25 protein-coding genes are annotated in these 20,343 nt (G+C 73.9%); 23 read left to right on the forward strand and 2 right to left on the reverse strand.

Features of this window, described 5'->3' with window-relative positions; all coding sequences use genetic code 11:
• The first annotated feature begins 136 nt into the window (after positions 1 to 136).
• The 19 genes from rpmE to MN205_RS12525 all read left to right on the forward strand — a co-directional run bounded on the left by rpmE (position 137) and on the right by MN205_RS12525 (position 16,191).
• Positions 137 to 352 (forward strand): 50S ribosomal protein L31, encoded by a 216-nt coding sequence (gene rpmE / locus MN205_RS12435; RefSeq protein ID WP_242127689.1) that lies wholly within the window; start codon positions 137 to 139, stop codon positions 350 to 352.
• Positions 353 to 449: 97 nt separating this feature from the next.
• On the forward strand, positions 450 to 1,523 hold the full coding sequence (gene prfA, locus MN205_RS12440; protein WP_242127691.1) for a peptide chain release factor 1: 1,074 nt from the start codon (positions 450 to 452) through the stop codon (positions 1,521 to 1,523).
• Positions 1,520 to 2,395, forward strand: a complete 876-nt coding sequence (gene prmC / locus MN205_RS12445) for a peptide chain release factor N(5)-glutamine methyltransferase (RefSeq protein ID WP_242127694.1) — start codon at positions 1,520 to 1,522, stop codon at positions 2,393 to 2,395. Before prfA ends, prmC begins: the two co-directional genes overlap by 4 nt.
• A gap of 75 nt (positions 2,396 to 2,470) precedes the next feature.
• Complete coding sequence (locus tag MN205_RS12450; protein ID WP_242127695.1) at positions 2,471 to 3,208, forward strand: L-threonylcarbamoyladenylate synthase; 738 nt, start codon at positions 2,471 to 2,473, stop codon at positions 3,206 to 3,208.
• A gap of 6 nt (positions 3,209 to 3,214) precedes the next feature.
• Positions 3,215 to 4,408 (forward strand): glycosyltransferase family 4 protein, encoded by a 1,194-nt coding sequence (locus tag MN205_RS12455; protein WP_242127697.1) that lies wholly within the window; start codon positions 3,215 to 3,217, stop codon positions 4,406 to 4,408.
• Positions 4,409 to 4,526: 118 nt separating this feature from the next.
• Complete coding sequence (locus MN205_RS12460; protein WP_242127699.1) at positions 4,527 to 4,955, forward strand: hypothetical protein; 429 nt, start codon at positions 4,527 to 4,529, stop codon at positions 4,953 to 4,955.
• Between the two features lie 29 nt (positions 4,956 to 4,984).
• On the forward strand, positions 4,985 to 5,218 hold the full coding sequence (locus MN205_RS12465) for a hypothetical protein (protein WP_242127700.1): 234 nt from the start codon (positions 4,985 to 4,987) through the stop codon (positions 5,216 to 5,218).
• Positions 5,219 to 5,306: 88 nt separating this feature from the next.
• Entirely contained in the window at positions 5,307 to 6,101 is a 795-nt protein-coding gene (atpB, locus tag MN205_RS12470) for a F0F1 ATP synthase subunit A (RefSeq protein ID WP_242127702.1), read from the forward strand.
• Between the two features lie 65 nt (positions 6,102 to 6,166).
• Positions 6,167 to 6,382 (forward strand): ATP synthase F0 subunit C, encoded by a 216-nt coding sequence (locus MN205_RS12475; RefSeq protein ID WP_166611252.1) that lies wholly within the window; start codon positions 6,167 to 6,169, stop codon positions 6,380 to 6,382.
• Positions 6,383 to 6,427: 45 nt separating this feature from the next.
• On the forward strand, positions 6,428 to 7,000 hold the full coding sequence (locus MN205_RS12480; protein ID WP_242127704.1) for a F0F1 ATP synthase subunit B: 573 nt from the start codon (positions 6,428 to 6,430) through the stop codon (positions 6,998 to 7,000).
• Positions 6,997 to 7,824, forward strand: a complete 828-nt coding sequence (locus MN205_RS12485) for a F0F1 ATP synthase subunit delta (protein WP_242127706.1) — start codon at positions 6,997 to 6,999, stop codon at positions 7,822 to 7,824. The genes MN205_RS12480 and MN205_RS12485 overlap by 4 nt, the downstream gene beginning before the upstream one ends.
• Before the next feature lie 184 nt (positions 7,825 to 8,008).
• Entirely contained in the window at positions 8,009 to 9,664 is a 1,656-nt protein-coding gene (gene atpA / locus MN205_RS12490; RefSeq protein WP_242127708.1) for a F0F1 ATP synthase subunit alpha, read from the forward strand.
• 58 nt (positions 9,665 to 9,722) lie between these two features.
• The gene (locus tag MN205_RS12495; RefSeq protein WP_242127710.1) at positions 9,723 to 10,628 is read left to right on the forward strand and encodes a F0F1 ATP synthase subunit gamma; all 906 of its coding nucleotides are present in this window, start codon (positions 9,723 to 9,725) and stop codon (positions 10,626 to 10,628) included.
• A gap of 52 nt (positions 10,629 to 10,680) precedes the next feature.
• Complete coding sequence (gene atpD / locus MN205_RS12500; protein ID WP_242127712.1) at positions 10,681 to 12,141, forward strand: F0F1 ATP synthase subunit beta; 1,461 nt, start codon at positions 10,681 to 10,683, stop codon at positions 12,139 to 12,141.
• A gap of 45 nt (positions 12,142 to 12,186) precedes the next feature.
• The gene (locus MN205_RS12505) at positions 12,187 to 12,465 is read left to right on the forward strand and encodes a F0F1 ATP synthase subunit epsilon (protein ID WP_242127714.1); all 279 of its coding nucleotides are present in this window, start codon (positions 12,187 to 12,189) and stop codon (positions 12,463 to 12,465) included.
• A 28-nt stretch (positions 12,466 to 12,493) separates the two neighbouring features.
• On the forward strand, positions 12,494 to 12,928 hold the full coding sequence (locus MN205_RS12510; RefSeq protein ID WP_242127716.1) for a DUF2550 domain-containing protein: 435 nt from the start codon (positions 12,494 to 12,496) through the stop codon (positions 12,926 to 12,928).
• A 118-nt stretch (positions 12,929 to 13,046) separates the two neighbouring features.
• Positions 13,047 to 14,381, forward strand: coding sequence for a sugar ABC transporter substrate-binding protein (locus MN205_RS12515; protein WP_242127717.1), 1,335 nt, complete (start codon positions 13,047 to 13,049; stop codon positions 14,379 to 14,381).
• Entirely contained in the window at positions 14,378 to 15,319 is a 942-nt protein-coding gene (locus tag MN205_RS12520; RefSeq protein ID WP_242127718.1) for a carbohydrate ABC transporter permease, read from the forward strand. The genes MN205_RS12515 and MN205_RS12520 overlap by 4 nt, the downstream gene beginning before the upstream one ends.
• On the forward strand, positions 15,316 to 16,191 hold the full coding sequence (locus tag MN205_RS12525) for a carbohydrate ABC transporter permease (RefSeq protein ID WP_242127720.1): 876 nt from the start codon (positions 15,316 to 15,318) through the stop codon (positions 16,189 to 16,191). Before MN205_RS12520 ends, MN205_RS12525 begins: the two co-directional genes overlap by 4 nt.
• A gap of 27 nt (positions 16,192 to 16,218) precedes the next feature.
• Here MN205_RS12525 and MN205_RS12530 read toward each other — a convergent pair whose 3' ends face one another.
• Positions 16,219 to 16,551: a hypothetical protein gene (locus MN205_RS12530; protein WP_242127722.1), complete on the reverse strand. Its 333-nt coding sequence runs from the start codon at positions 16,549 to 16,551 to the stop codon at positions 16,219 to 16,221.
• 262 nt (positions 16,552 to 16,813) lie between these two features.
• Here MN205_RS12530 and MN205_RS12535 point away from each other — a divergent pair, with 262 nt between their 5' ends.
• Entirely contained in the window at positions 16,814 to 17,275 is a 462-nt protein-coding gene (locus MN205_RS12535; RefSeq protein ID WP_374115933.1) for an STAS domain-containing protein, read from the forward strand.
• Here MN205_RS12535 and nucS read toward each other — a convergent pair.
• On the reverse strand, positions 17,227 to 17,919 hold the full coding sequence (gene nucS / locus MN205_RS12540; protein WP_242127726.1) for an endonuclease NucS: 693 nt from the start codon (positions 17,917 to 17,919) through the stop codon (positions 17,227 to 17,229). The genes MN205_RS12535 and nucS overlap by 49 nt on opposite strands.
• 213 nt (positions 17,920 to 18,132) lie before the next feature.
• Here nucS and MN205_RS12545 point away from each other — a divergent pair, with 213 nt between their 5' ends.
• The 3 genes from MN205_RS12545 to MN205_RS12555 all read left to right on the forward strand — a co-directional run.
• A complete protein-coding gene (locus MN205_RS12545; protein ID WP_242127728.1) occupies positions 18,133 to 18,435 on the forward strand; it encodes a hypothetical protein in 303 nt (100 codons plus the stop codon).
• A gap of 74 nt (positions 18,436 to 18,509) precedes the next feature.
• Positions 18,510 to 19,607: a low specificity L-threonine aldolase gene (locus MN205_RS12550; RefSeq protein ID WP_242127730.1), complete on the forward strand. Its 1,098-nt coding sequence runs from the start codon at positions 18,510 to 18,512 to the stop codon at positions 19,605 to 19,607.
• On the forward strand, positions 19,604 to 20,343 hold a 740-nt coding region (locus MN205_RS12555; protein ID WP_242127732.1), incomplete at its 3' end, for an alpha/beta hydrolase. The genes MN205_RS12550 and MN205_RS12555, both read left to right, overlap by 4 nt.

Raw genomic sequence — 20,343 nt, forward strand, 5'->3', positions numbered from 1 at the left:
CCGCCGGTTCCACCAGGTGAGCCGCTCCTGCAGCCCGCTGTGGGACACTGGCTCGACCGCAGGCCCCGGCTCACGCCCGCACCACCCCCTCGGGGGAGGGCGACCCGGTGCCGCTCGACGCGACGAGGAGAACACCATGAAGGCCGGTATCCACCCGGAGTACGTGGACACCCAGGTGACCTGCACCTGCGGCAACACGTTCACCACCCGCAGCACCTCGACGAGCGGCGAGCTCCGCGCCGACGTGTGCAGCGCCTGCCACCCGTTCTACACGGGCAAGCAGAAGATCCTGGACACCGGCGGCCGGGTGGCTCGCTTCCAGGCGCGCTACGGCAAGAAGAACGCCCAGTAGCACCCTCGCAGCGCCGGTCCCACCGCCCTCCCGGGCGGCGGGGCCGGCGCTGTCGCGTTCCCGCCCCGTCGCCCGTCGTCCCCCGGAGGTCCCCGCCGTGTTCGAGTCCGTCCAGCCGCTGCTCGCCGAGCACGCCGAGCTGGAGCGGCGGCTGGCCGACCCCGCGGTGCACGCCGACGCGGCGCTGGCCCGCTCGCTCGGGCGGCGCTACGCGGAGCTGGGCGCGGTCGTGGAGGCGCACACCACCTGGCGCACGGCCCTGGACGACGCCGGCGCCGCGCGCGAGCTGGCTGCCGAGGACCCCTCCTTCGCCGCGGAGCTGCCCGCCCTGGAGCGCGCCGCGGACGAGGCCGCCGAGCGGTTGCGCCGGCTGCTGCTGCCGCGGGACCCCGACGACTCCCGGGACGCGATCCTGGAGATCAAGGCGGGGGAGGGGGGCGAGGAGTCGGCCCTGTTCGCCGGGGACCTGCTGCGCATGTACCTGCGCTACGCCGAGCGGCGCGGTTGGACGACGGAGCTGCTGGACGCCACCGCCAGCGACCTGGGCGGGTACAAGGACGTCTCCGTCGCGGTGAAGACCCGCGGCGCCGCGGCCGAGGGCGTGTGGAGCCGGCTGAAGTACGAGGGCGGGGTGCACCGGGTGCAGCGCGTGCCCGTCACCGAGTCCGCCGGGCGCGTGCACACCTCGGCCGTGGGCGTCCTGGTGGTGCCGGAGGCGGAGGAGGTCGAGGTGCAGGTCGACCCGAACGACCTGCGCGTGGACGTCTTCCGCTCGTCCGGGCCCGGCGGGCAGAGCGTGAACACCACGGACTCGGCGGTGCGCATCACGCACCTGCCCACCGGCATCGTCGTCAGCTGCCAGAACGAGAAGTCGCAGCTGCAGAACCGCGAGCAGGCGATGCGCATCCTGCGGGCGCGCCTGCACGCCGCGGCGCAGGAGGCCGCCGACGCCGAGGCTTCCGCCGCCCGCCGCTCCCAGGTGCGCACGGTGGACCGCTCGGAGCGCATCCGCACGTACAACTTCGGTGAGAACCGCATCGCCGACCACCGCACCGGCTTCAAGGCGTACAACCTCGACACCGTCCTCGACGGCGACTTGGACCCGGTGATCCAGTCCGCCGTCGACGCCGACGAGGCGGCCCAGCTGGCCTCGGCGGGCGGGGTGGCGTGAACGCACCGGCGTCCGGCCGCACCGTCCGCGAGCTGGTCGGCCGGGCGGAGGCGGAGCTGGCCGCGGCGGGGGTGCAGAGCCCGCGCGTGGACGCGGAGGTGCTGCTGGCGCACGCCCTGGGGGTGGAGCGCTCCCGGCTCGGGGTGCTGGCCGCCCTCGGCTCCCCGGTGGAGCCCGGGCCGTTCGCCGACCTGGTCGCCCAGCGCGCGCAACGGGTGCCCCTGCAGCACCTGACCGGGCGGGCCCCGTTCCGCTCCCTGGAGCTGGCGGTGGGGCCCGGCGTGTTCGTCCCCCGGCCGGAGACGGAGCTCGTCGCGCAGTTCGCCGTCGACGAGGCGGCGCGCCTCGCCGCGTCCGGCGCGCGGCCCGTCGTGGTGGACCTGTGCACCGGCTCGGGGGCGATCGCCCTCGCCGTGGCCGTCGAGGTCCCGGCGGCCCGGGTGCACGCGGTGGAGCTGGACCCGATGGCGCACGCGTGGGCGCGGCGCAACGCCGACGACCTGGGGCCCGGGCTGGACCTGCGGCTGGGGGACGCGGCGAGCGCGTTCGGCGACCTCGACGGCGAGGTCGACGTCGTCGTCAGCAACCCCCCGTACGTGCCGCCGGGGGCGGTGCCGCAGGAGGTGGAGGTGGCGCGCCACGACCCCGAGCTCGCGCTCTACGGCGGCGGCGAGGACGGCCTGCAGGTGCCCCGCCGCGTGGTGGCGGCCGCGGCCCGCCTGCTGCGACCCGGCGGCCTCGTCGTCGTCGAGCACGCCGAGGTGCAGGAGGACGGCGCCCGCCGGCTGCTGGCCGGTCCCGCGTGGCGGCAGGTCGAGGGTCACCGGGACCTGACCGGGCGCCCCCGCTGCACCAGCGCCCGCCGCACCTGACACCACCGCGGTCGCGGGGACCCGCCGGGCGGGTGCCGCCCCGAACCGGGGCGCACCGGTGGGAGACTCGCCCGTGTGAGACCCCCTTTCGACTGCGCCGACCCGGTGACCCGCGAGCGCGGCCTGGCCGCGGCCGAGAACGCCGTCAAGCGCGGCGAGGTCGTCGTGCTGCCCACCGACACCGTCTACGGCATCGGCGCGGACGCGTTCTCGCCGGCGGCGGTGCGCAAGCTGCTGGACGCCAAGGGGCGCGGGCGCGACATGCCGCCGCCCGTGCTCGTGCCGGAGGTGCGCACCGTGGACGGGCTGGCCGCGGCCGTGCCGTTCGCCGTGCGCGAGCTCATGGACGCCTTCTGGCCCGGCGCGCTGACGATCGTGTGCCGCGCGCAGCCGTCCCTGACGTGGGACCTGGGCGACACGCACGGCACGGTCGCCCTGCGCATGCCGCTGCACCCCGTCGCGCTGGAGCTGCTCAAGCGCACCGGACCGATGGCCGTCTCCAGCGCCAACCTGTCGGGCAGGCCCGCGGCCACGCTCGTGCAGGAGGCCGTCGACCAGCTCGGCTCGTCCGTGCGGGTGTACCTCGACGGCGGCCCCAGCCCGAAGGGCGCGCCCTCGACCATCGTGGACGCCTCGGACGGGCCGCTGCGGGTGCTGCGGGTCGGCGCGCTCAGCGAGGAGGAGCTGCGCCGCGCGGTGCCGAAGGGCTGGTACGAACCCGAACCCGACCCCGGACCGGTGCCCGAGCCGGGCGCCGCGACCGCCGGCGACGGCCCGGAGGGCGAGCGGGCCGACGCCTCCCCGCAGGGCTGATCCGGGGTGCGCGTCTACCTGCTGGTCATCGTCGTCGCCGCGGCCGTCACCTACCTGACGACGCCCCTGGTGCGGCGGCTGGCGCAGCGCGTCGGCGCCATCACCCCGCTGCGCGACCGGGACGTGCACTCGGTGCCGGTTCCCCGCATGGGCGGGGTGGCGATGCTGCTGGGCCTGGCGGCGGCGCTGCTCGTGGCCAGCCGCATCCCCTTCACCTCGCGGGTGTTCGACGCCTCGCCGGGCCCGCAGTGGGTGCTGGCGGGTGCGGCCATCGTCTGCGCGGTGGGGGTGGCCGACGACATCGTGCAGCTGGACGCCGTCACCAAGCTCGCCGGGCAGGTGCTGGCGGCGGGGGTGATGGGCTGGCAGGGCATCAGCCTGCTGCAGCTGCCCATCGGCGGAGTCACGCTGCTGTCGGCGCCGGCGATGATGGCGATCACCATCCTCGTGGTCCTGGTGTCGGTGAACGCCGTGAACTTCGTGGACGGCCTCGACGGCCTGGCCGCGGGCATCGTCGGCATCGGCGCTGTGGCGTTCTTCCTCTACTCGTACGCCCTGCAGCGCGGGCAGTTCCCCGACGACTTCTCCTCGCTGGCGACCCTCGTCGCGGCCATCACCGTCGGCTGCTGCGTGGGGTTCCTGCCGCACAACTCGCACCCGGCGCGCATCTTCATGGGCGACTCCGGCTCGATGCTGCTGGGCCTGCTGCTGGCCACGGCGACCATCGCCGCCACGAGCACCGTCGACCCCGAGACGGTCGCCGACGCGGAGATCGTCCCGGCGTTCTTCCCGCTCGTGCTGCCGGTGGCCGTGCTGCTGGTGCCCTTGGGGGACATGCTGCTGGCCGTGGTGCGGCGCACCCGGGCGGGCAAGGCGTTCTGGCACCCGGACAAGAAGCACCTGCACCACCGGTTGCTCCAGATGGGGCACTCGCACCGGGTGGCGGTGCTCGTCATGTACTCGTGGGCCGCGTTCCTCAGCTTCGGTGCCGCGTCGTACGCCTTCCTGCCGCTGGTGCAGGCGCTCGCGGTGGCCCTCGCGGCGGGCAGCGTGGTCCTCGCCTTCACCTTCGGGCCGCTGTTCTGGCGGCGCTCCCGCGGGCGCGCCACCCGGACGGCGGACGAGGCCGTCGCGGCCGGGACGGCCCCGCCCCGGGAGCGGTCCGCGCGCCCGCGCGAGGGGGTCCACGACGGTGCGTAGGAGACCCTTCGTCTCGTGATAGCTTTCACGAAGTCCGCCCGGCTCCCGCACCGGTGAGCCGCGGACCCGCCGACGAGCCGAACCCCGGACGACCCGCCGACGACAGAGAGCAGCCGCTGTGACGAGGAGTGCCGACGACGTGTTCAACGTCGTTCCGCGGCGCGCGCTGCCCCCCGTCGTCCTCGTCTGGGCCGGGTGCACCGGCATCGGTGCCACCTCCGGCGCGGACGGTGCGTTCGGCGCCCTGGCGGGCGGTGGCCTCGCCACCGTCTTCCTGGCGTCGACCTTCCTGCTGCTGCGGGTGGTCAAGCACGTCGAGCCGGGTCTGAGCCTGGCGCTGGCCCTCATGGTCTACCTGTTCAAGGTCACGGTGCTCGCCACCGCGGTCCTCGTGCTGCGCGACCTGCCGGCCCTCGACGGCGCCGCGGCGGCCGTCTCCGCCGCGGTGTGCACGGTCGCGTGGAGCGCCGCTGCGTGCGTCGCGTTCCGACGGCTGCGCCTTCCCGTGTTCGAGCTCGGCCACGGCCGTCCGGGTGCGGGGAGCTGACGTGGGTGACTGCTACCGTTCGCTCCACCATGCCCGAGGAGGACAGGCGGCCGGACGAGGACGCGCGCGAGGAGGCCCGGCTGAACGACAGCGTGGCCTGGAACGCGGCGTCGTACCTCATCTCGGGCATCGTCGGCTTCGGTCTGCTGGGTCTGCTGCTCGACCGGTTGCTGGACACCTCGTTCCTCGCGGTCGTCGGCAGCCTCGGCGGCATGGCCTTGAGCATCTACTACGTGTGGTTCCGGTACGGTTCGCGCAAGTGACGCTCAGCCCGCGCACAGCGCGGCTGGGTGCCTGGCGCACCGCCCCGGCCCCCCGTCCACACACTGGCGTTCGTACGGAGGAGACGCTGTGAGCCTGTCCACGCTCGCCACCGCAGGCGGGGAGTCCTTCGAGGCTCCCGCGCCCGCGGACTTCTGGCAGCCGCTGATCGGGGACGGTGCTTTCGCCCTGACCCGGCCGATGGTGCTGATGGCGCTGAGCTTCGTCATCATCGCCGCGGTGCTGCTGGCGACCACCAAGCGGCTCAGCGTCGTGCCCGCGAACAAGAAGCAGTTCGCGGTGGAGGCCCTCTACGGCTTCGTCCGCAACGGCGTCGCCCGGGACATCATCGGGTCCAAGGAGTTCCTCCGCTACGTCCCGCTGCTGTTCACGCTGTTCACGCTGATCCTGGTGAACAACGTCTTCGGGGTCATCCCGCCGATCCAGTACCCGACGATGAGCCGCATCGGCTTCCCGATCGCGCTGACGCTGGTGGTCTTCGTGCTGTACCACCTCATCGGCATGAAGCGGAAGGGCGTGGGCGGGTACTTCAAGTCGCTCATGCCGGCGGGCGTGCCGATCTTCCTGGTGCCGGTCGTCTACCTGCTGGAGCTGTTCACCTACTTCATCTCGCGCCCCCTGACGCTGGCGGTGCGACTGTTCGCGAACATGTTCGCGGGTCACATGCTGATCCTCGTCCTGTTCCTCGGCGGCGAACACCTGCTGCTGCACGGTGAGGGACTGCTGCCCGCCGCGGGCGTCGTCTCCTACCTGTTCGGCCTGGTGATGTCGTTCTTCGAGCTGCTGATCCAGGTGCTGCAGGCGTACATCTTCGTGCTGCTCACCGCCACGTACATCGCCGGCTCCCTCGCCGACGAGCACTGACCCACCGCACGACCCAACGTCCCCGGGGCCACCGGCGCCGGTCCGAGAAAGGAACGATCCACACCATGGGTGGAAGCCTCAATGTCATCGGTTACGGCCTCGCCGCGATCGGCCCGGCCATCGCCGTCGGTCTCGTCTTCGCCGCCTACATCAACGGCGTGGCGCGCCAGCCGGAGTCCCGCGGCATGCTGCAGCCCATCGCCATCCTGGGCTTCGCGCTCGCCGAGGCGCTCGCGATCCTGGGCTTCGTCCTCGCCTTCATCAACCCGGGCGGCGAGTGACCGACCACCGTCGTCGGCGAGACCACTGACAGCTAAGGAGCGCACATGCCCGCGTGGGTGATGGCCGCAGCGGCCGAGGAGGAGGGGGGCTTCTGGGAGGAGGCCTACCCGGTCCTGCCGCACCCCGGTGAGCTCATCGCCGGGCTCGTCTTCCTCGCCCTGCTCTACCTGCTCGTCGCCAAGGTCGTCGTGCCGCGGCTCGAGAAGGCCTTCGAGGAGCGTCGCGAGGCGATCCAGGGCGGTGTCGAGAAGGCGGAGCGCGCGCAGGCCGAGGCCAACGCCGCGCTGCAGCAGTACAAGGCGCAGCTCGCCGATGCCCGCGGCGAGGCCAACCGCCTCCGCGAGGAGGCCCGCCAGCAGGGTGCGGCGATCATCGCGGAGATGCGCGAGCAGGCCCAGGCCGAGGCCGAGCGGATCACCACGTCCGCCCGCGCCACGATCGAGGCCGAGCGCGTGCAGGCCGCGGCGCAGCTGCGCGCCGAGGTGGGCCGCCTGGCCACCGACCTCGCCTCCCGCATCGTCGGCGAGTCGCTGCAGGAGCCGGCGCGCCAGAGCGGTGTCGTCGACCGCTTCCTCGCCGAGCTCGAGACCTCCGAGCAGGGCGTGACGGCCCGATGACCGATCTCGACAGCGGCACGGCGCGGGTCAGCCTGGCCCGTGCCCAGGAGGTGCTCGAGGCGCAGCTGGCCGCCGAGGGGGCCGACGCCGGGCGCACCGGCGAGGACCTGTTCGCGGTCACCTCGCTGCTCGACGACTCCATCGGGCTGCGCAGGGCGCTGACCGACCCGGCGCGCGAGGGGGCGGCCAAGGCCGCCTTCGTGCGTGCCGTGCTGGGCGGCAAGGTCTCGCCGGCCGCCGTCGAGACCGTCGCCGCCCTGGCCACCGGCCGGTGGGGGGCCTCGCGCGACCTCGCCGACGCCTGCGAGCAGCTGGCGGTGGCGGCGGTGGCGGCGCAGGCGGAGCGCTCCGGTCACCTGGACGCCCTCGAGGACGAGCTGTTCCGCTTCTCCCGCACGGTGGCCGGCGACCCGGCGCTGCGCGACGCGCTGGCCGACCGCACGGCGCCGGCCGCCAACCGGGCGGCGCTCGTGTCCCGGCTGCTGCTGGGCAGGGCCACCCCGGAGGCCGTGCAGCTGGCCCGCCGGGCGGCCTCGTCGCCGCGCGGCGTGCGCGCCGAGCGGCTGCTGGAGGAGTTCGTCACGGTCGTCGCTCGCCGGCGCGAGCAGATGGTCGCCCACGTGGTGAGCGCCCGGCCGCTGAGCCAGGAGCACCACGACCGGCTCTCGGCGCTGCTGAGCCGCCAGTACGGGCGCCCGGTGCGCCTCAACGTCGACGTCGACCCCGAGCTGGTCGGCGGTCTGCGGGTGAGCATCGGCGACGACGTCATCGACGGCGCCGTGTCCACCCGGCTCGCCGAGGCCCGCCGCCGCCTCGCCGGCTGAGCCGGCGGTCGACGGGCGGCGGCTCGGTCGACCTGCCCCCCGCGACGGGGGGACAATGGGTCGCAGCACGCACTGAACCGCCGCTCGGCGGTCCGGCGACGCCGGGACCGAGCACCCGCCACGGGCGCGGGCAGCACCCGCCGGCACCCCAGACAGCACCCCCAGAAGGAGAGCAGGGCATCCCATGGCCGAGCTGACCATCCGCCCGGAGGAGATCCGGGACGCTCTCGACGCGTTCGTGGCGTCGTACGACCCCGGTTCCGCCGCGCGCGAGGAGGTCGGGCGCGTCAGCGAGGCCGGCGACGGCATCGCGCGCGTCGAGGGCCTGCCCTCGGTGATGGCGAACGAGCTGCTCCGCTTCGAGGACGGCACCCTGGGCCTGGCTCAGAACCTCGACGTGCGCGAGATCGGCGTCGTCGTCCTGGGCGACTACTCCGGCATCGAGGAGGGCCAGGAGGTCCACCGCACCGGTGAGGTCCTCTCCGTGCCCGTCGGCGACGCCTTCCTGGGCCGCGTCGTGAACCCGCTGGGCGCGCCGATCGACGGCCTCGGGCCGATCGAGGCGGAGACCCGCCGTGCCCTGGAGCTGCAGGCCCCCTCGGTCGTGCAGCGCCAGGAGGTCCGCGAGCCGCTGCAGACCGGCATCAAGGCCATCGACGCGATGATCCCGGTCGGTCGCGGCCAGCGTCAGCTGATCATCGGCGACCGCCAGACCGGCAAGACCGCCATCGCGATCGACACGATCATCAACCAGAAGGCCAACTGGGAGTCCGGCGACCCGAAGCAGCAGGTCCGCTGCATCTACGTCGCCATCGGCCAGAAGGGCTCGACGATCGCCTCCGTGCGTCGCTCGCTGGAGGAGGCGGGCGCCATGGAGTACACGACCATCGTCGCCGCCCCGGCGTCCGACCCGGCCGGCTTCAAGTACCTGGCCCCGTACACCGGCTCGTCCATCGGTCAGCACTGGATGTACGGCGGCAAGCACGTCCTCGTCGTCTTCGACGACCTGTCCAAGCAGGCCGAGGCCTACCGCGCCGTGTCCCTGCTGCTGCGCCGCCCGCCGGGCCGCGAGGCGTACCCCGGTGACGTCTTCTACCTGCACTCCCGCCTCCTGGAGCGCTGCGCGAAGCTGTCCGACGAGCTCGGCGGCGGCTCGATGACCGGCCTGCCGTTCATCGAGACCAAGGGCAACGACGTCTCGGCGTACATCCCCACCAACGTCATCTCCATCACGGACGGGCAGATCTTCCTGCAGTCCGACCTCTTCAACGCCAACCAGCGTCCCGCCATCGACGTCGGCATCTCGGTGTCGCGCGTCGGCGGTGCCGCGCAGACGAAGGCGATCAAGGGGATCTCCGGCACGCTGAAGCTGGACCTGGCGCAGTACCGCGCCATGGAGGCGTTCGCGATGTTCGCCTCCGACCTGGACCAGGCGTCGCGCAACCAGCTGGCCCGCGGTGCGCGCCTGGTGGAGCTGCTCAAGCAGCCGCAGTACACCCCGTACTCCCTCGAGGAGCAGGTCGTCTCCATCTGGGCCGGTACCACCGGGCAGCTGGACTCGGTCGAGGTCGCCGACATCGGCCGCTTCGAGCGCGAGTTCCTCGAGTACGTCAAGCGCCAGCACCCGGGCGTGATGCAGGGGATCCGCGAGACCAAGCAGTTCTCCGACGGGGCCAAGGAGGAGCTGAAGAAGGCCGTGGACGCCTTCAAGCCGCAGTTCTCCTCCTCCGAGGAGACCACGCCGGTGCCCGCGGACACCGACGAGGGCCGCACCGACGCGGGCGACGTCTCGCAGGAGCGCATCACCACCAACCGGGGCGGGGCGACCGCGGCCCGCTGACGCGGGACGCGCACCAGTCACGGCAGGGACCGAGCGGAGCAGGGAAGAGGAGCAGGACATGGCAGGCCAGCTGAGGGCCTACCGGCGGCAGATCCGCTCGGTCCAGGCGACCAAGAAGATCACGCGGGCGATGGAGCTGATCGCGGCGTCGCGCATCATCAAGGCGCAGGCGAACGTCCGGGCGTCGACGCCCTACGCCCGGGCGCTCACCCGTGCGGTGTCGGCCGCGGCGTCCAACGCCTCGCTCGACCACCCGCTGATCACCGAGAAGCCGCAGGTGCGGCGGGCGGCGGTCCTGCTGCTGTCCTCCGACCGCGGCCTGGCCGGCGCCTACTCCTCCAGCGTGCTGCGGGAGGGGGAGCGCCTGACGGCGGCCCTGCGCGCCGAGGGCAAGGAGGTCTCCCCCTACCTCGTCGGCCGCAAGGCGGCGTCCTTCTACCGCTTCCGCCGGCGCGACGTCACCGCCGAGTGGGCCGGGTTCACCGACTCGCCGCGCTACGAGCACGCCAAGGAGATCGGCGAGCGCCTCGTGGCCGACTTCGGGCGCGAGGCCGCCGAGGGCGGTGTCGACGAGATCCACGTCGTGTACACCCACTTCGTCAGCATGGTCACGCAGGAGCCCCGCGTGATCCGCCTGCTGCCGCTGGAGGTCGTCGAGGGCGCGGGGGAGCAGGACGGCGAGCTGATGCCGCTGTACAGCTTCGAGCCCAGCCCCGAGGCGGTGCTGGACGCGCTGCTGCCGCAGTACGTCAACAGCCGCGTCTACAACTGCCTGCTGCAGGCCGCGGCCTCCGAGCTCGCCGCCCGCCAGCGGGCGATGAAGTCGGCCACCGACAACGCCGACGAGCTGATCAAGAGCCTCACGCGGCTGGCGAACAACGCCCGGCAGGCGGACATCACCCAGGAGATCACCGAGATCGTCGGCGGCGCCGACGCCCTCTCCTCCGCGGGCTCGCGCGCCTGAGCCCCCCGCACTCAGCAAGAACTGACTCGACGAAGGAAGCCCGAGGAGCGACATGACCGCCACCGTCACCGAATCGGCCGCCGGCACCAACAAGGGTGCGACCGGCCGCATCGCCCGAGTCATCGGCCCCGTCGTCGACGTCGAGTTCTCGGCCGACACGATGCCCGAGCAGAACAACGCCCTCACCACCGAGGTGAGCATGGGCGGGCAGACCCAGACCGTGACCCTCGAGGTGGCCTCCCACCTCGGCGACAACATGGTCCGCGCCATCTCGCTGAAGCCCACCGACGGCATGGTGCGCGGCGCTCCCGTGGTCGACACCGGTGCCCCGATCTCCGTCCCGGTCGGCAACGTGACCCTGGGTCACGTCTTCAACGCCATCGGCGACTGCCTCAACCTCGAGGAGGGCGAGCGCCTGGAGGTCACCGAGCGCTGGCCGATCCACCGCAAGGCCCCCAGCTTCGACCAGCTCGAGTCGAAGACCACGATGTTCGAGACCGGCATCAAGGTCATCGACCTGCTCACCCCGTACGTCCAGGGCGGCAAGATCGGCCTGTTCGGCGGTGCGGGCGTGGGCAAGACGGTCCTCATCCAGGAGATGATCCAGCGCGTCGCCCAGAACCACGGCGGTGTGTCGGTCTTCGCCGGCGTGGGGGAGCGCACCCGCGAGGGCAACGACCTCATCGGCGAGATGGCCGAGGCCGGCGTCTTCGACAAGACCGCCCTGGTCTTCGGTCAGATGGACGAGCCGCCGGGCACCCGCCTGCGCGTGGCGCTGTCCGCGCTGACGATGGCGGAGTACTTCCGCGACGTGCAGAAGCAGGACGTGCTGCTGTTCATCGACAACATCTTCCGGTTCACCCAGGCCGGTTCCGAGGTGTCGACCCTGCTGGGCCGCATGCCCTCCGCGGTGGGCTACCAGCCGACGCTGGCCGACGAGATGGGTGTGCTGCAGGAGCGCATCACCTCCACCCGCGGCCACTCGATCACCTCGCTGCAGGCGATCTACGTGCCCGCGGACGACTACACCGACCCGGCACCGGCCACGACGTTCGCCCACCTGGACGCCACCACGGAGCTCTCCCGCGAGATCGCCTCGCGCGGTCTGTACCCCGCGGTGGACCCGCTGGCCTCGACCTCCCGGATCCTGGACCCGCTGTACATCTCCAAGGACCACTACTCCACCGCGGTGCGCGTGAAGCAGATCCTCCAGCGCAACAAGGAGCTCCAGGACATCATCGCGATCCTGGGCGTCGACGAGCTGTCCGAGGAGGACAAGCTCATCGTCTCCCGCGCGCGGCGCATCCAGCAGTTCCTGTCGCAGAACACCTACATGGCGGAGAAGTTCACCGGCGTCGCCGGCTCGACGGTCCCCCTGAAGGAGACCATCGAGGGCTTCTCGAGGATCGCCGACGGCGAGATGGACCACATCGCCGAGCAGGCGTTCTTCAACGTCGGCGGCCTCGAGGACGTCGAGCGCAAGTGGGCCGAGATCCAGAAGCAGGGCGACTGAGCCCTCACGGGCCGGTAGCCGTCACGAAGGACGAAGGAGCTCAGGGTGCCGTTGCAGGTCGAGCTGGTCGCCGCCGACCGGTCCGTGTGGTCGGGTGAGGCGACGTTGGTGCGCGCCCGCACCGTCGACGGCGAGATCGGCATCATGGCCGGCCACGAGCCGTTGCTGGCCGTCCTCGCCGAGGGGGAGGTGTCCGTCACCGGGACCGGTGGCGGCACCACCGTCCACGTGGACGGGGGGTTCTTCTCCGTCGACTCCGACACGGTGACCATCGTGGCCGAGACGGTCCGCGAGGGCACCGGTCGGGCCGCCGAGGACCGCTGACGGACTGACCGGGGGAGGACCGACCGGCGTGCGCGAGCTGCTGCTGTCCCTGGAGGTGGCAGGCGCCTGCGCCCTGGTGGTCCTGCTCGGCCTGGTCCTGGTCCTCGTGCGCCGGCGCCGCCTCACCGGGCGGCTGGGCACGTTCGACTGCTCGGTGCGCCACCCCTCCTCCCGCCGCTGGGCGCTGGGGGTGGCGCGCTACGAGACCGATCGCCTGGACTGGTACCGCACGTTCTCCCTGTCGCCGCGCCCCTCGTGCTCCTTCGCACGGGGGGCGCTCGACGTGACGCGGCGGCGCGACGCCGACGGGCAGGAGCGCCTCGCGGTGCAGCCCGGTGCCATCGTCGTGGAGTGCAGGCACCGTGGCGCAGCCCTGGAGCTGGCGATGAGCTCCGACGCCTACACGGGTTTCGCGTCCTGGCTGGAATCGGCACCGCCGGGACAGAACGTCAACGTGGCTTGAACGATCTGTCACATTAGTCGGGCCGGGACGGGCCCGAACGGCTAGCGTCGTGCGCACCCACCCCCGCTGCAGCCCCCGGCGGGTCGAACCGCGGCCCGTGGCTACCCCAGGAGCTGACGTGACCGCACCCCGCACCGCCCCCTCCGCCGCCCGCCCCGGACCCCTTCGCGCGTCGGCCACCCGCCGCGCCGTGCTGGGCGCGGGCGCCGGGACGGCCGCCACCGCCGGCCTCAGCGCCTGCAGCGGCTTCTCCACCGACGCCTCCGGCGGCACGTCCGGCGACCCGGACGAGCTGACGATGATCACCTGGGCCAGCGAGGCGGAGGTGCCCGCCTTCGAGAAGCTCGCCGACGACTTCGCCGCGGCCGGGGGGCCGCGGGTGCGGCTGCAGGTCGTGCCGTACTCGCAGGTCCTCACCGCGGTGGACACCGCCCTGCGCACCGACAGCCCCCCGGACCTCTTCCGGGTCAGCTACACCGACGTGGCCGCCTACCGGGCGCAGGGCGTCCTCGCGGACCTGCCCGGTGCCGCGGAGCTGGAGCCGTCGTTCCTGCCCGCCTTCTGGAACGCGGTCACCGACGAGCGCGGCACCTTCGGCGTCCCGCACCACACCGACACCTCCATGGTCCTGGTCAACGACGAGGCCGTGGCCGCCGCCGGGCTGACGCTGCCGGGCACCCTGGAGCGGGCGTGGACGTGGGAGGAGTTCGCCGACGTGCTGCGCCGCGTGCAGCCGACCCGCGCCGACACCTACCCGGTCGCGGTGAACTGGCAGAACGCCGGGGCCTTCCGCTGGCTGGACTGGGTCGACCAGGCAGGTGGCCGGCTCCTCACCGAGGACCTCACCGGCGTGGTGGAGGACGACCCCGGGATGCTGAAGGCCCTGTCCTTCACGCGCGACCTCTTCCGGCAGGGCTGGACCCCGCCCAACGCCAGCACCCGCGGCCAGGCCGCCAGCGACCTCTTCCTCAACCAGACCGTCGCGCTGTGCTTCGCCGGGGACTTCCTGCTCGCCGAGATCGACAGCGGCGGGTTCGGCTACTCCGCCACCTTCCTGCCGCGCGACGTCAACGCCTCCGCCGACCTCGGCGGCAACGCGCTGGTGGCCGTCGAGGCGAGCGACAAGCGGGACGCCGCGCTCGACTTCCTCGCCTTCTGCGCGCAGGCCGAGCAGATGGGGGACTTCTGCGCCGCCGCCACGGTGCTGCCCACCCGCAGCGACGTCGACGCCGCCGCGCTCGACTGGAACGTGCGCCCGGACCTCATGGAGCTGTACGTGGAGCAGGCGCGGGCGATCCGCACCCCGCTGGTCGAGCAGGTCGTCGTGCCGAGCTTCAGCGCGATCAACACCCAGTTGCGCGACCGCCTGGACGAGGCGTTCCTCGGCTCCGCGGACGACCGCGCGGCCCTGCGCGACATCACCGAGGGCGTGCGGTCGGTGGTCCGGGCGTGAGAGCGCCGGGTGCCGAGGCCCCGGCGTCCCGGCGCGTACCGCGCACCACCCCCCGCACGGCCACCCGCCGGCCGGTGCGCCGCTGGCTGACCTCGTACGCGCTGCTGGCCCCCGCCCTCGTGCTGTTCGGCCTGTTCGTGCTGTACCCGCTCGTGCAGGCCGTGCGGATCTCGATGACGGACTCCACCGGCATCGGCGAGGCCCGCTTCACGGGGCTGGACAACTACGCGCGCATGGTGGGCGACCCCGTCTTCTGGCGGGCCGCCGGCAACACCGTGCTGCTGGCGCTCGTGTCGGTGCCCACCAGCGTCGCCACCGGTTTCGGCCTGGCGCTGCTGCTGCGCGAACGGCTGCCCGCGCGGGGCCTGTTCCGCGCGCTGTTCCTGGCGCCCTACGTCCTGTCCGGCGTGGTGGTCGCCATGGCCGGCCGGTGGATCTTCGACCAGGAGGTCGGCGTGGTCGACCGCGCGCTGACGCAGCTGGGGCTGCCCGCCCCGGACTGGCAGTCCAGCGGTGCGGCGGCCGCGGTGTCGGTGTTCGTCGTGCTGTTCTGGGCGCGCACCGGTCTGGTGGTCGTCCTCTACCTCAGCGCGCTGCAGGGCGTGGACCGCGACGTGCTGGAGGCCGCGGAGCTGGACGGGGCCTCCCGCCGGCAGCGGGTGCGGTACGTCACGTGGCCGCTGCTGCGCCCCACGACGTTCTTCGTGGTGGTGCTCATGGTGGTGGAGGTCTTCCAGACCTTCGACGTGGTGCGGGTCATGACGGGCGGTGGCCCGGCCGGAGCCACCGAGATCCTCGTCACCTACGCCTACGCGCAGGGCTTCCAGGCGCGCGCCGAGGGCTACGGCTCGGCGATCGGGGTGGTCGTCTTCAGCGTGGTCCTCCTGGCGACCGTGGTCGCCTGGTGGGTGCAGCGCGACTCCGAGGAGGTCGCGTGAGCGCCCCGGTCCGTGAGCGCCGGGGCGAGCTGACGGTGCGCCCGCGCCCGGGCCGGGTGCGGCGCCCGGTGCGCTGGCCCCGGCTGGTGGTGGTCACCGCCCTGGCGCTCGTGTGGGTCTTCCCGCTGTACTGGATGGTCGTCACGGCGCTGTCGGCGCGCGCGGACCTGGCGACGGGCCGGGTGGGGCTGGTGCCCACCTCCGTCGACCTGGGCGGGTTCCGTCGCGCGCTGGTGGACCTGCCGGTGCTGCAGTGGGTGGTCAACTCCGCGGCGATCGCGGTGGTGGCGGTGGTGCTGACCGTCGTGGTGGACGTGCTGGCGGGCTACGTGCTGGCCAAGCACCGCTTCCCCGGGCGCACGGTGGTGTTCTTCTGCATCGTCGCGACCCTCATGGTCCCGGTGCAGACGCTGCTGGTGCCGCAGTTCGACCTCGTCAACGACCTGGGGTGGATCAACTCGTACTGGGCGGTCATCGTGCCGCGCTCCGCGGAGGCGTTCGGGGTGTTCCTGGCCCGGCAGTACTTCCTGTCGCTGCCCGACGAGCTGCTGGAGGCGGCGCAGCTGGACGGCGCGGGCCAGCTGCGCACGCTGTGGTCGGTGGTGCTGCCGCTGGCCCGGCCGCTGGTGGCGGTGCTGGTCGTCATGACCTTCACGTGGCGCTGGAACGAGTTCGCCTGGCCGCTGGTGGCGCTGCGGGCGCCGGAGCTCTACACGCTGCCCGTGGGGCTGTCGTTCCTGCAGAGCCAGTACACGACGGACTACCCGGCCCTGATGGCCGGTGCGCTGGTCTCGGCGCTGCCGGTGCTGGTGCTGTTCGCCCTGGCGCAGCGGCAGTTCGTCGCGGGCCTGGCCCGCAGCGGCCTTCGCTGACGGGGCGGGGGAGCGGGGCGGTGCTGCTCAGGGCTGCTCGCCGCGGCCGGCGAGCAGCTGGCGGGCCAGGGCGGCGTGCTCGGGGAAGACCATGACGCGCGGTCCCTCCGTGGTGGGGGCCAGGGTGGCGCGGATGCCGGCGTCGAGGAGCGTGCGCCGCTGCACCTCCGCCTCCACGAAGGTCGACGGCGCCGAGACCACCTCCAGCAGGCCGTACTCCCCGCTGCTGCCGCTGCGGGGGCGCCGCTCCACCAGGGAGCGGCCGGACGAGAAGGTCCAGCGCAGCAGGAGGACGAGGACGCCCACGACCAGCAGCGCGAGCACGGGGCCCACCGCGTAGTAGTAGCCGCTGAACGTCACGCCCCCAGTGTGGCCACCCTGTCCAGCGGGGCGCCGCGGCGAGGTCACCGTTCGGTGAACGCCGTGTCGCCCCCCTCCCCTCTGACTGCACACGGTGGCAGAGTCAGCACACAGGGTGCTCAGGATGGGTGGGTGCACGGTGCAACCGCACGACGGGCCCCTGCGTCTCAGCCGGTGACCACGACCGGCGTCCTCGGGGGAGGAACACATGGCGATCCAGGTCGCAGCAAGGAGAGCGGCGCCCAGCGCCGCGGACGACGTGGTGGCGCGCCGCGCCGCCCGGGCGGCACCGCCGGGCGGTGCCACCGTCGTCGAGGAGGATCCCGGCAGGCTCGTGCGGATCACCGGCCGCCTCGACGTGCACTCGGTGCCGGAGGTGCGCACGGCGCTGCACGCAGCCGTGGACCGCGGCAGCGGGCCCCTGGTGGTGAGCGTCGACGGTGTCGTCGTCGCCGACGCCACGGGCCTGGGGGTGCTGGTGGGGGCGCACCGGCGCGCCCAGCGCGCCGGCCGCGAGATGGTGCTGCGGGACGTGCCGCCGCCCGCCCTGCGGCTCGTGCGCGTCACCCGCCTGCACCGGGTGCTGCGGGTGGACGACGAGCGGGTCCGCGCGGCGGGCGCACCGCCGCAGGTGCAGCACGCGCCCGCGGGCCTGCCGGCCGGCGGCCGGGAGGCTCAGAACAGGCGCGCGGAGACGTCGTCCATGCCCCGCAGGGCGTCGTAGTCCAGCGTCACGCAGCGGATGCCGCGGTCGGTGGCCAGCGTGCGCGCCTGGGGCTTGATCTCCTGGGCGGCGAACACGCCGGCCACCGGCCGCAGCTGCGGATCCCGGTTCAGCAGCTCCAGGTAGCGGGTCAGCTGCTCCACGCCGTCGATGTCGCCGCGGCGCTTGATCTCCACCGCGATCGCGCCCCCGCCGCCGTCGCGGGCCAGGATGTCCACCGGCCCGATCGCCGTGGGGTACTCCCGCCGCACCAGCCGGTAGCCGTCACCGAGCGTGCCGATGTGCTCGGCCAGCAGCTCCTGCAGGTGCGCCTCCACGCCGTCCTTGACCAGGCCCGGGTCCACGCCGAGCTCGTGGCTGGAGTCGTGCAGCACCTCGTGCACGGAGACCACCAGCCGGTCGTCGCTCTTGAGGTTGCGCACCGTCCAGGTCTCCACGACGCCCTCGGCGGCGTCCTCCCCGGCCGGCGCCACCGTCAGCCGGGCCGGCGGGCTCATCCAGTTCAGCGGCTTGTACGAGCCGCCGTCGGAGTGCACGAGCACGCTGCCGTCCGCCTTCACCAGCAGCAGGCGCGTGGCCAGCGGCAGGTGCGCGGACAGGCGCCCCGCGTAGTCGACGGAGCAGCGGGCGATGACCAGGCGCACGGTCGGGCAGCTTACGTCCTGAGCACCCCGTGCCCGCGCCGCCCCGCCGACCCCGCCCGCCCCGACCGCCGCACCCCGTGCCGCCGCGGGCCGTCCCCCGGAAGGGGGCTGTAACGAAAAGCGCGCCCCGCGCGGTGGAGGGGGTGAGACCGGGCGCGCCACGGTGGTGTGGAGGGGACTCCGCCGCGGCGACGCCCGGTCCCGGCTGCCACCATGGAACCCGTGCCCCGCGCCAACCGCCGCCGCCCCGACCCGCCGCCGCGCGGCGTGCTGGGACGGGGCGTGGACCGCACCGTCACCGGCCCGGACGGCTCCTGGGTGGTGCGCCCGCTGCGCGGGGACACCTCCACCAAGACCTACCGCTGCCCCGGCTGCGCGCAGGACATCCCGCCCGGCGCCGCGCACCTGGTGGTCTGGCCCTCCCGAGGCACCTTCAGCCCGGCCGACGGGGTGAGCGAGCGGCGGCACTGGCACGCGTCCTGCTTCCGGGCGCGCGAGCGGCGCGGGCCGCGCTGATCCCCGCCCCTCCGCCCACCCGCCCTCACCGCCCCGCGCTGCGACCGCTCGGCGCGCCGCACTACCGTCGCCGGGTGACCGGAACACCCACCGCAGAGCACGCCCCGGCGATCGCCCGGCACGACCCCGGCCGCCGCTCCTTCGCCAGCGACAACGCCGCGGGCATGCACCCCGAGGTGCTCGCGGCGCTCGCGGCCGCCAACGGCGGCCACGTCCCCAGCTACGGCGCCGACCCCTACACCGCCGCGCTGGAGGAGGTGCTGCGCGGCCACTTCGGCCCGGACACCGCCTCCGCGGTCGTCCTCACCGGCACCGGGGCGAACGTGGTGGCGCTGCAGGCGCTGACGCACCGGTGGGAGTCGGTGCTGTGCTCGGAGCAGGCGCACGTCCTGCACGACGAGGGCGGTGCGCTCGAGCACGTCGGCGGCACGAAGCTGATCCCGCTGCCCGCCCCCGACGGCCTGGTCGACCCGGCCGACCTCGAGCGCGCGGTGCGCCGCGCGCAGGGCCCGATGGCCGCGCCCGTCGGTGCGCTGACGCTGACGCAGAGCACCGAGCTGGGTGGGGTCTACTCGGCCACGCACGTGCGCGAGCTGGTGGACGTGGCCCACGGCCTGGGCGTGCGGGTCCACGTGGACGGCGCCAGGCTGGCCAACGCCGCCGTCGCCCTGGGCGCCGGGCTGGGGGAGCTGACCACGCGGCTGGGCGTGGACGCCGTCTCCCTGGGCGGGACGAAGAACGGCGGGGGGATCGCGGAGGTCGTCGTGGTCCGCGAGCAGGCCGCGGCGCCCGGCCTGGCCCGGCTGCGCAAGCAGTCGCTGCAGCTGCTGTCCAAGGCGCGCTTCGCCTCCGCGCAGCTGCTGGCGCTGCTCGAGGGGGACCTGTGGGTCCGCAACGCCGCGGCCGCCAACGCCGCCGCCGACCTGCTGGCGCGCGGTGCGCAGGACCTGGGCTCCCGGGTGCGCCTGACGCACCCAGTGCGGGCCAACGCCGTCTTCGCCTCGATGCCCGCCGACGTCGCCGAGCGCGCCGCCGCGCGCGTGCCGTTCTTCGTGTGGGACCCGCACCACGGCCCCGGGCAGGTGGAGGCGCGCTTCGTCACCTCCTTCGACACCACCGGCGCCGACGTCTCGGCGCTGCTGGGCGTGCTTCGCGAGGAGCTGGACCGGTGAGCGGCGCCCCGGAGCCCGGTGCCGGCCCCGTGGAGATCCGCTCGGACCTGGTCCTGCCGGCCCGCCGCGAGGACGTGGAGCTGCACACCGCCGACGGGCTCACCCTGGTCGGCGAGCTCGCGCTGCCCGCCGAGCGCGACCCGGTCGCGACCCTGGTGACGCTGCACCCGCTGCCGACGGCCGGCGGGTTCATGGACAGCCACGTGCTGCGCAAGGCGTCCTACCGGCTGCCCGCGCTGGCGGACCTGGCGGTGCTGCGCTTCAACACCCGCGGCACCTCCAGCCCGCGCGGCACCAGCGGCGGCACCTTCGACGCCGGCGGCGCCGAGCGCCACGACGTCGCCGCCGCGCTGGAGCTGGTGGAGTTCCGGGAGCTGCCGCGGGTGTGGCTGCTGGGGTGGTCGTTCGGCACCGACCTGGCGCTGGTGCACGGGCGCGACCCGCTGGTGGAGGGGCTGATCCTGCTGTCGCCGCCGCTGCGCTGGTCCACCCCGGAGGACCTGCGCGCCTGGGGCGAGCTCGGCCGGCCGGTGACCGCGCTCGTGCCGGAGCACGACGACTTCCTGCGCCCGCCCGAGGCGCGCGAGCGCTTCGCCGCGCTGCCGCAGGCGGAGGTCGTCGCCGTGGAGGGCGCCAAGCACCTGTGGGTGGGCGAACCGTCGGTGCGGCGCGTGCTCGACGAGGTCGTCGCCCGCGTCAACCCGGCGAGGGGACCGCTGCCGACGACCTGGCCGCC

Source organism: Kineococcus sp. TRM81007, from assembly GCF_022669155.1.
In the GTDB taxonomy this organism is placed as follows: domain Bacteria; phylum Actinomycetota; class Actinomycetes; order Actinomycetales; family Kineococcaceae; genus Kineococcus.

Coding starts and splice junctions, on each gene's coding strand:
- MN205_RS12495 (WP_242127710.1), top strand. CDS start 9,723: ATGGCAGGCCAGCTGAGGGCCTACCGGCGGCAGATCCGCTCGGTCCAG.
- atpA (WP_242127708.1), top strand. CDS start 8,009: ATGGCCGAGCTGACCATCCGCCCGGAGGAGATCCGGGACGCTCTCGAC.
- atpD (WP_242127712.1), top strand. CDS start 10,681: ATGACCGCCACCGTCACCGAATCGGCCGCCGGCACCAACAAGGGTGCG.
- rpmE (WP_242127689.1), top strand. CDS start 137: ATGAAGGCCGGTATCCACCCGGAGTACGTGGACACCCAGGTGACCTGC.
- MN205_RS12475 (WP_166611252.1), top strand. CDS start 6,167: ATGGGTGGAAGCCTCAATGTCATCGGTTACGGCCTCGCCGCGATCGGC.
- MN205_RS12465 (WP_242127700.1), top strand. CDS start 4,985: ATGCCCGAGGAGGACAGGCGGCCGGACGAGGACGCGCGCGAGGAGGCC.
- MN205_RS12485 (WP_242127706.1), top strand. CDS start 6,997: ATGACCGATCTCGACAGCGGCACGGCGCGGGTCAGCCTGGCCCGTGCC.
- MN205_RS12545 (WP_242127728.1), top strand. CDS start 18,133: ATGGAACCCGTGCCCCGCGCCAACCGCCGCCGCCCCGACCCGCCGCCG.
- MN205_RS12480 (WP_242127704.1), top strand. CDS start 6,428: ATGCCCGCGTGGGTGATGGCCGCAGCGGCCGAGGAGGAGGGGGGCTTC.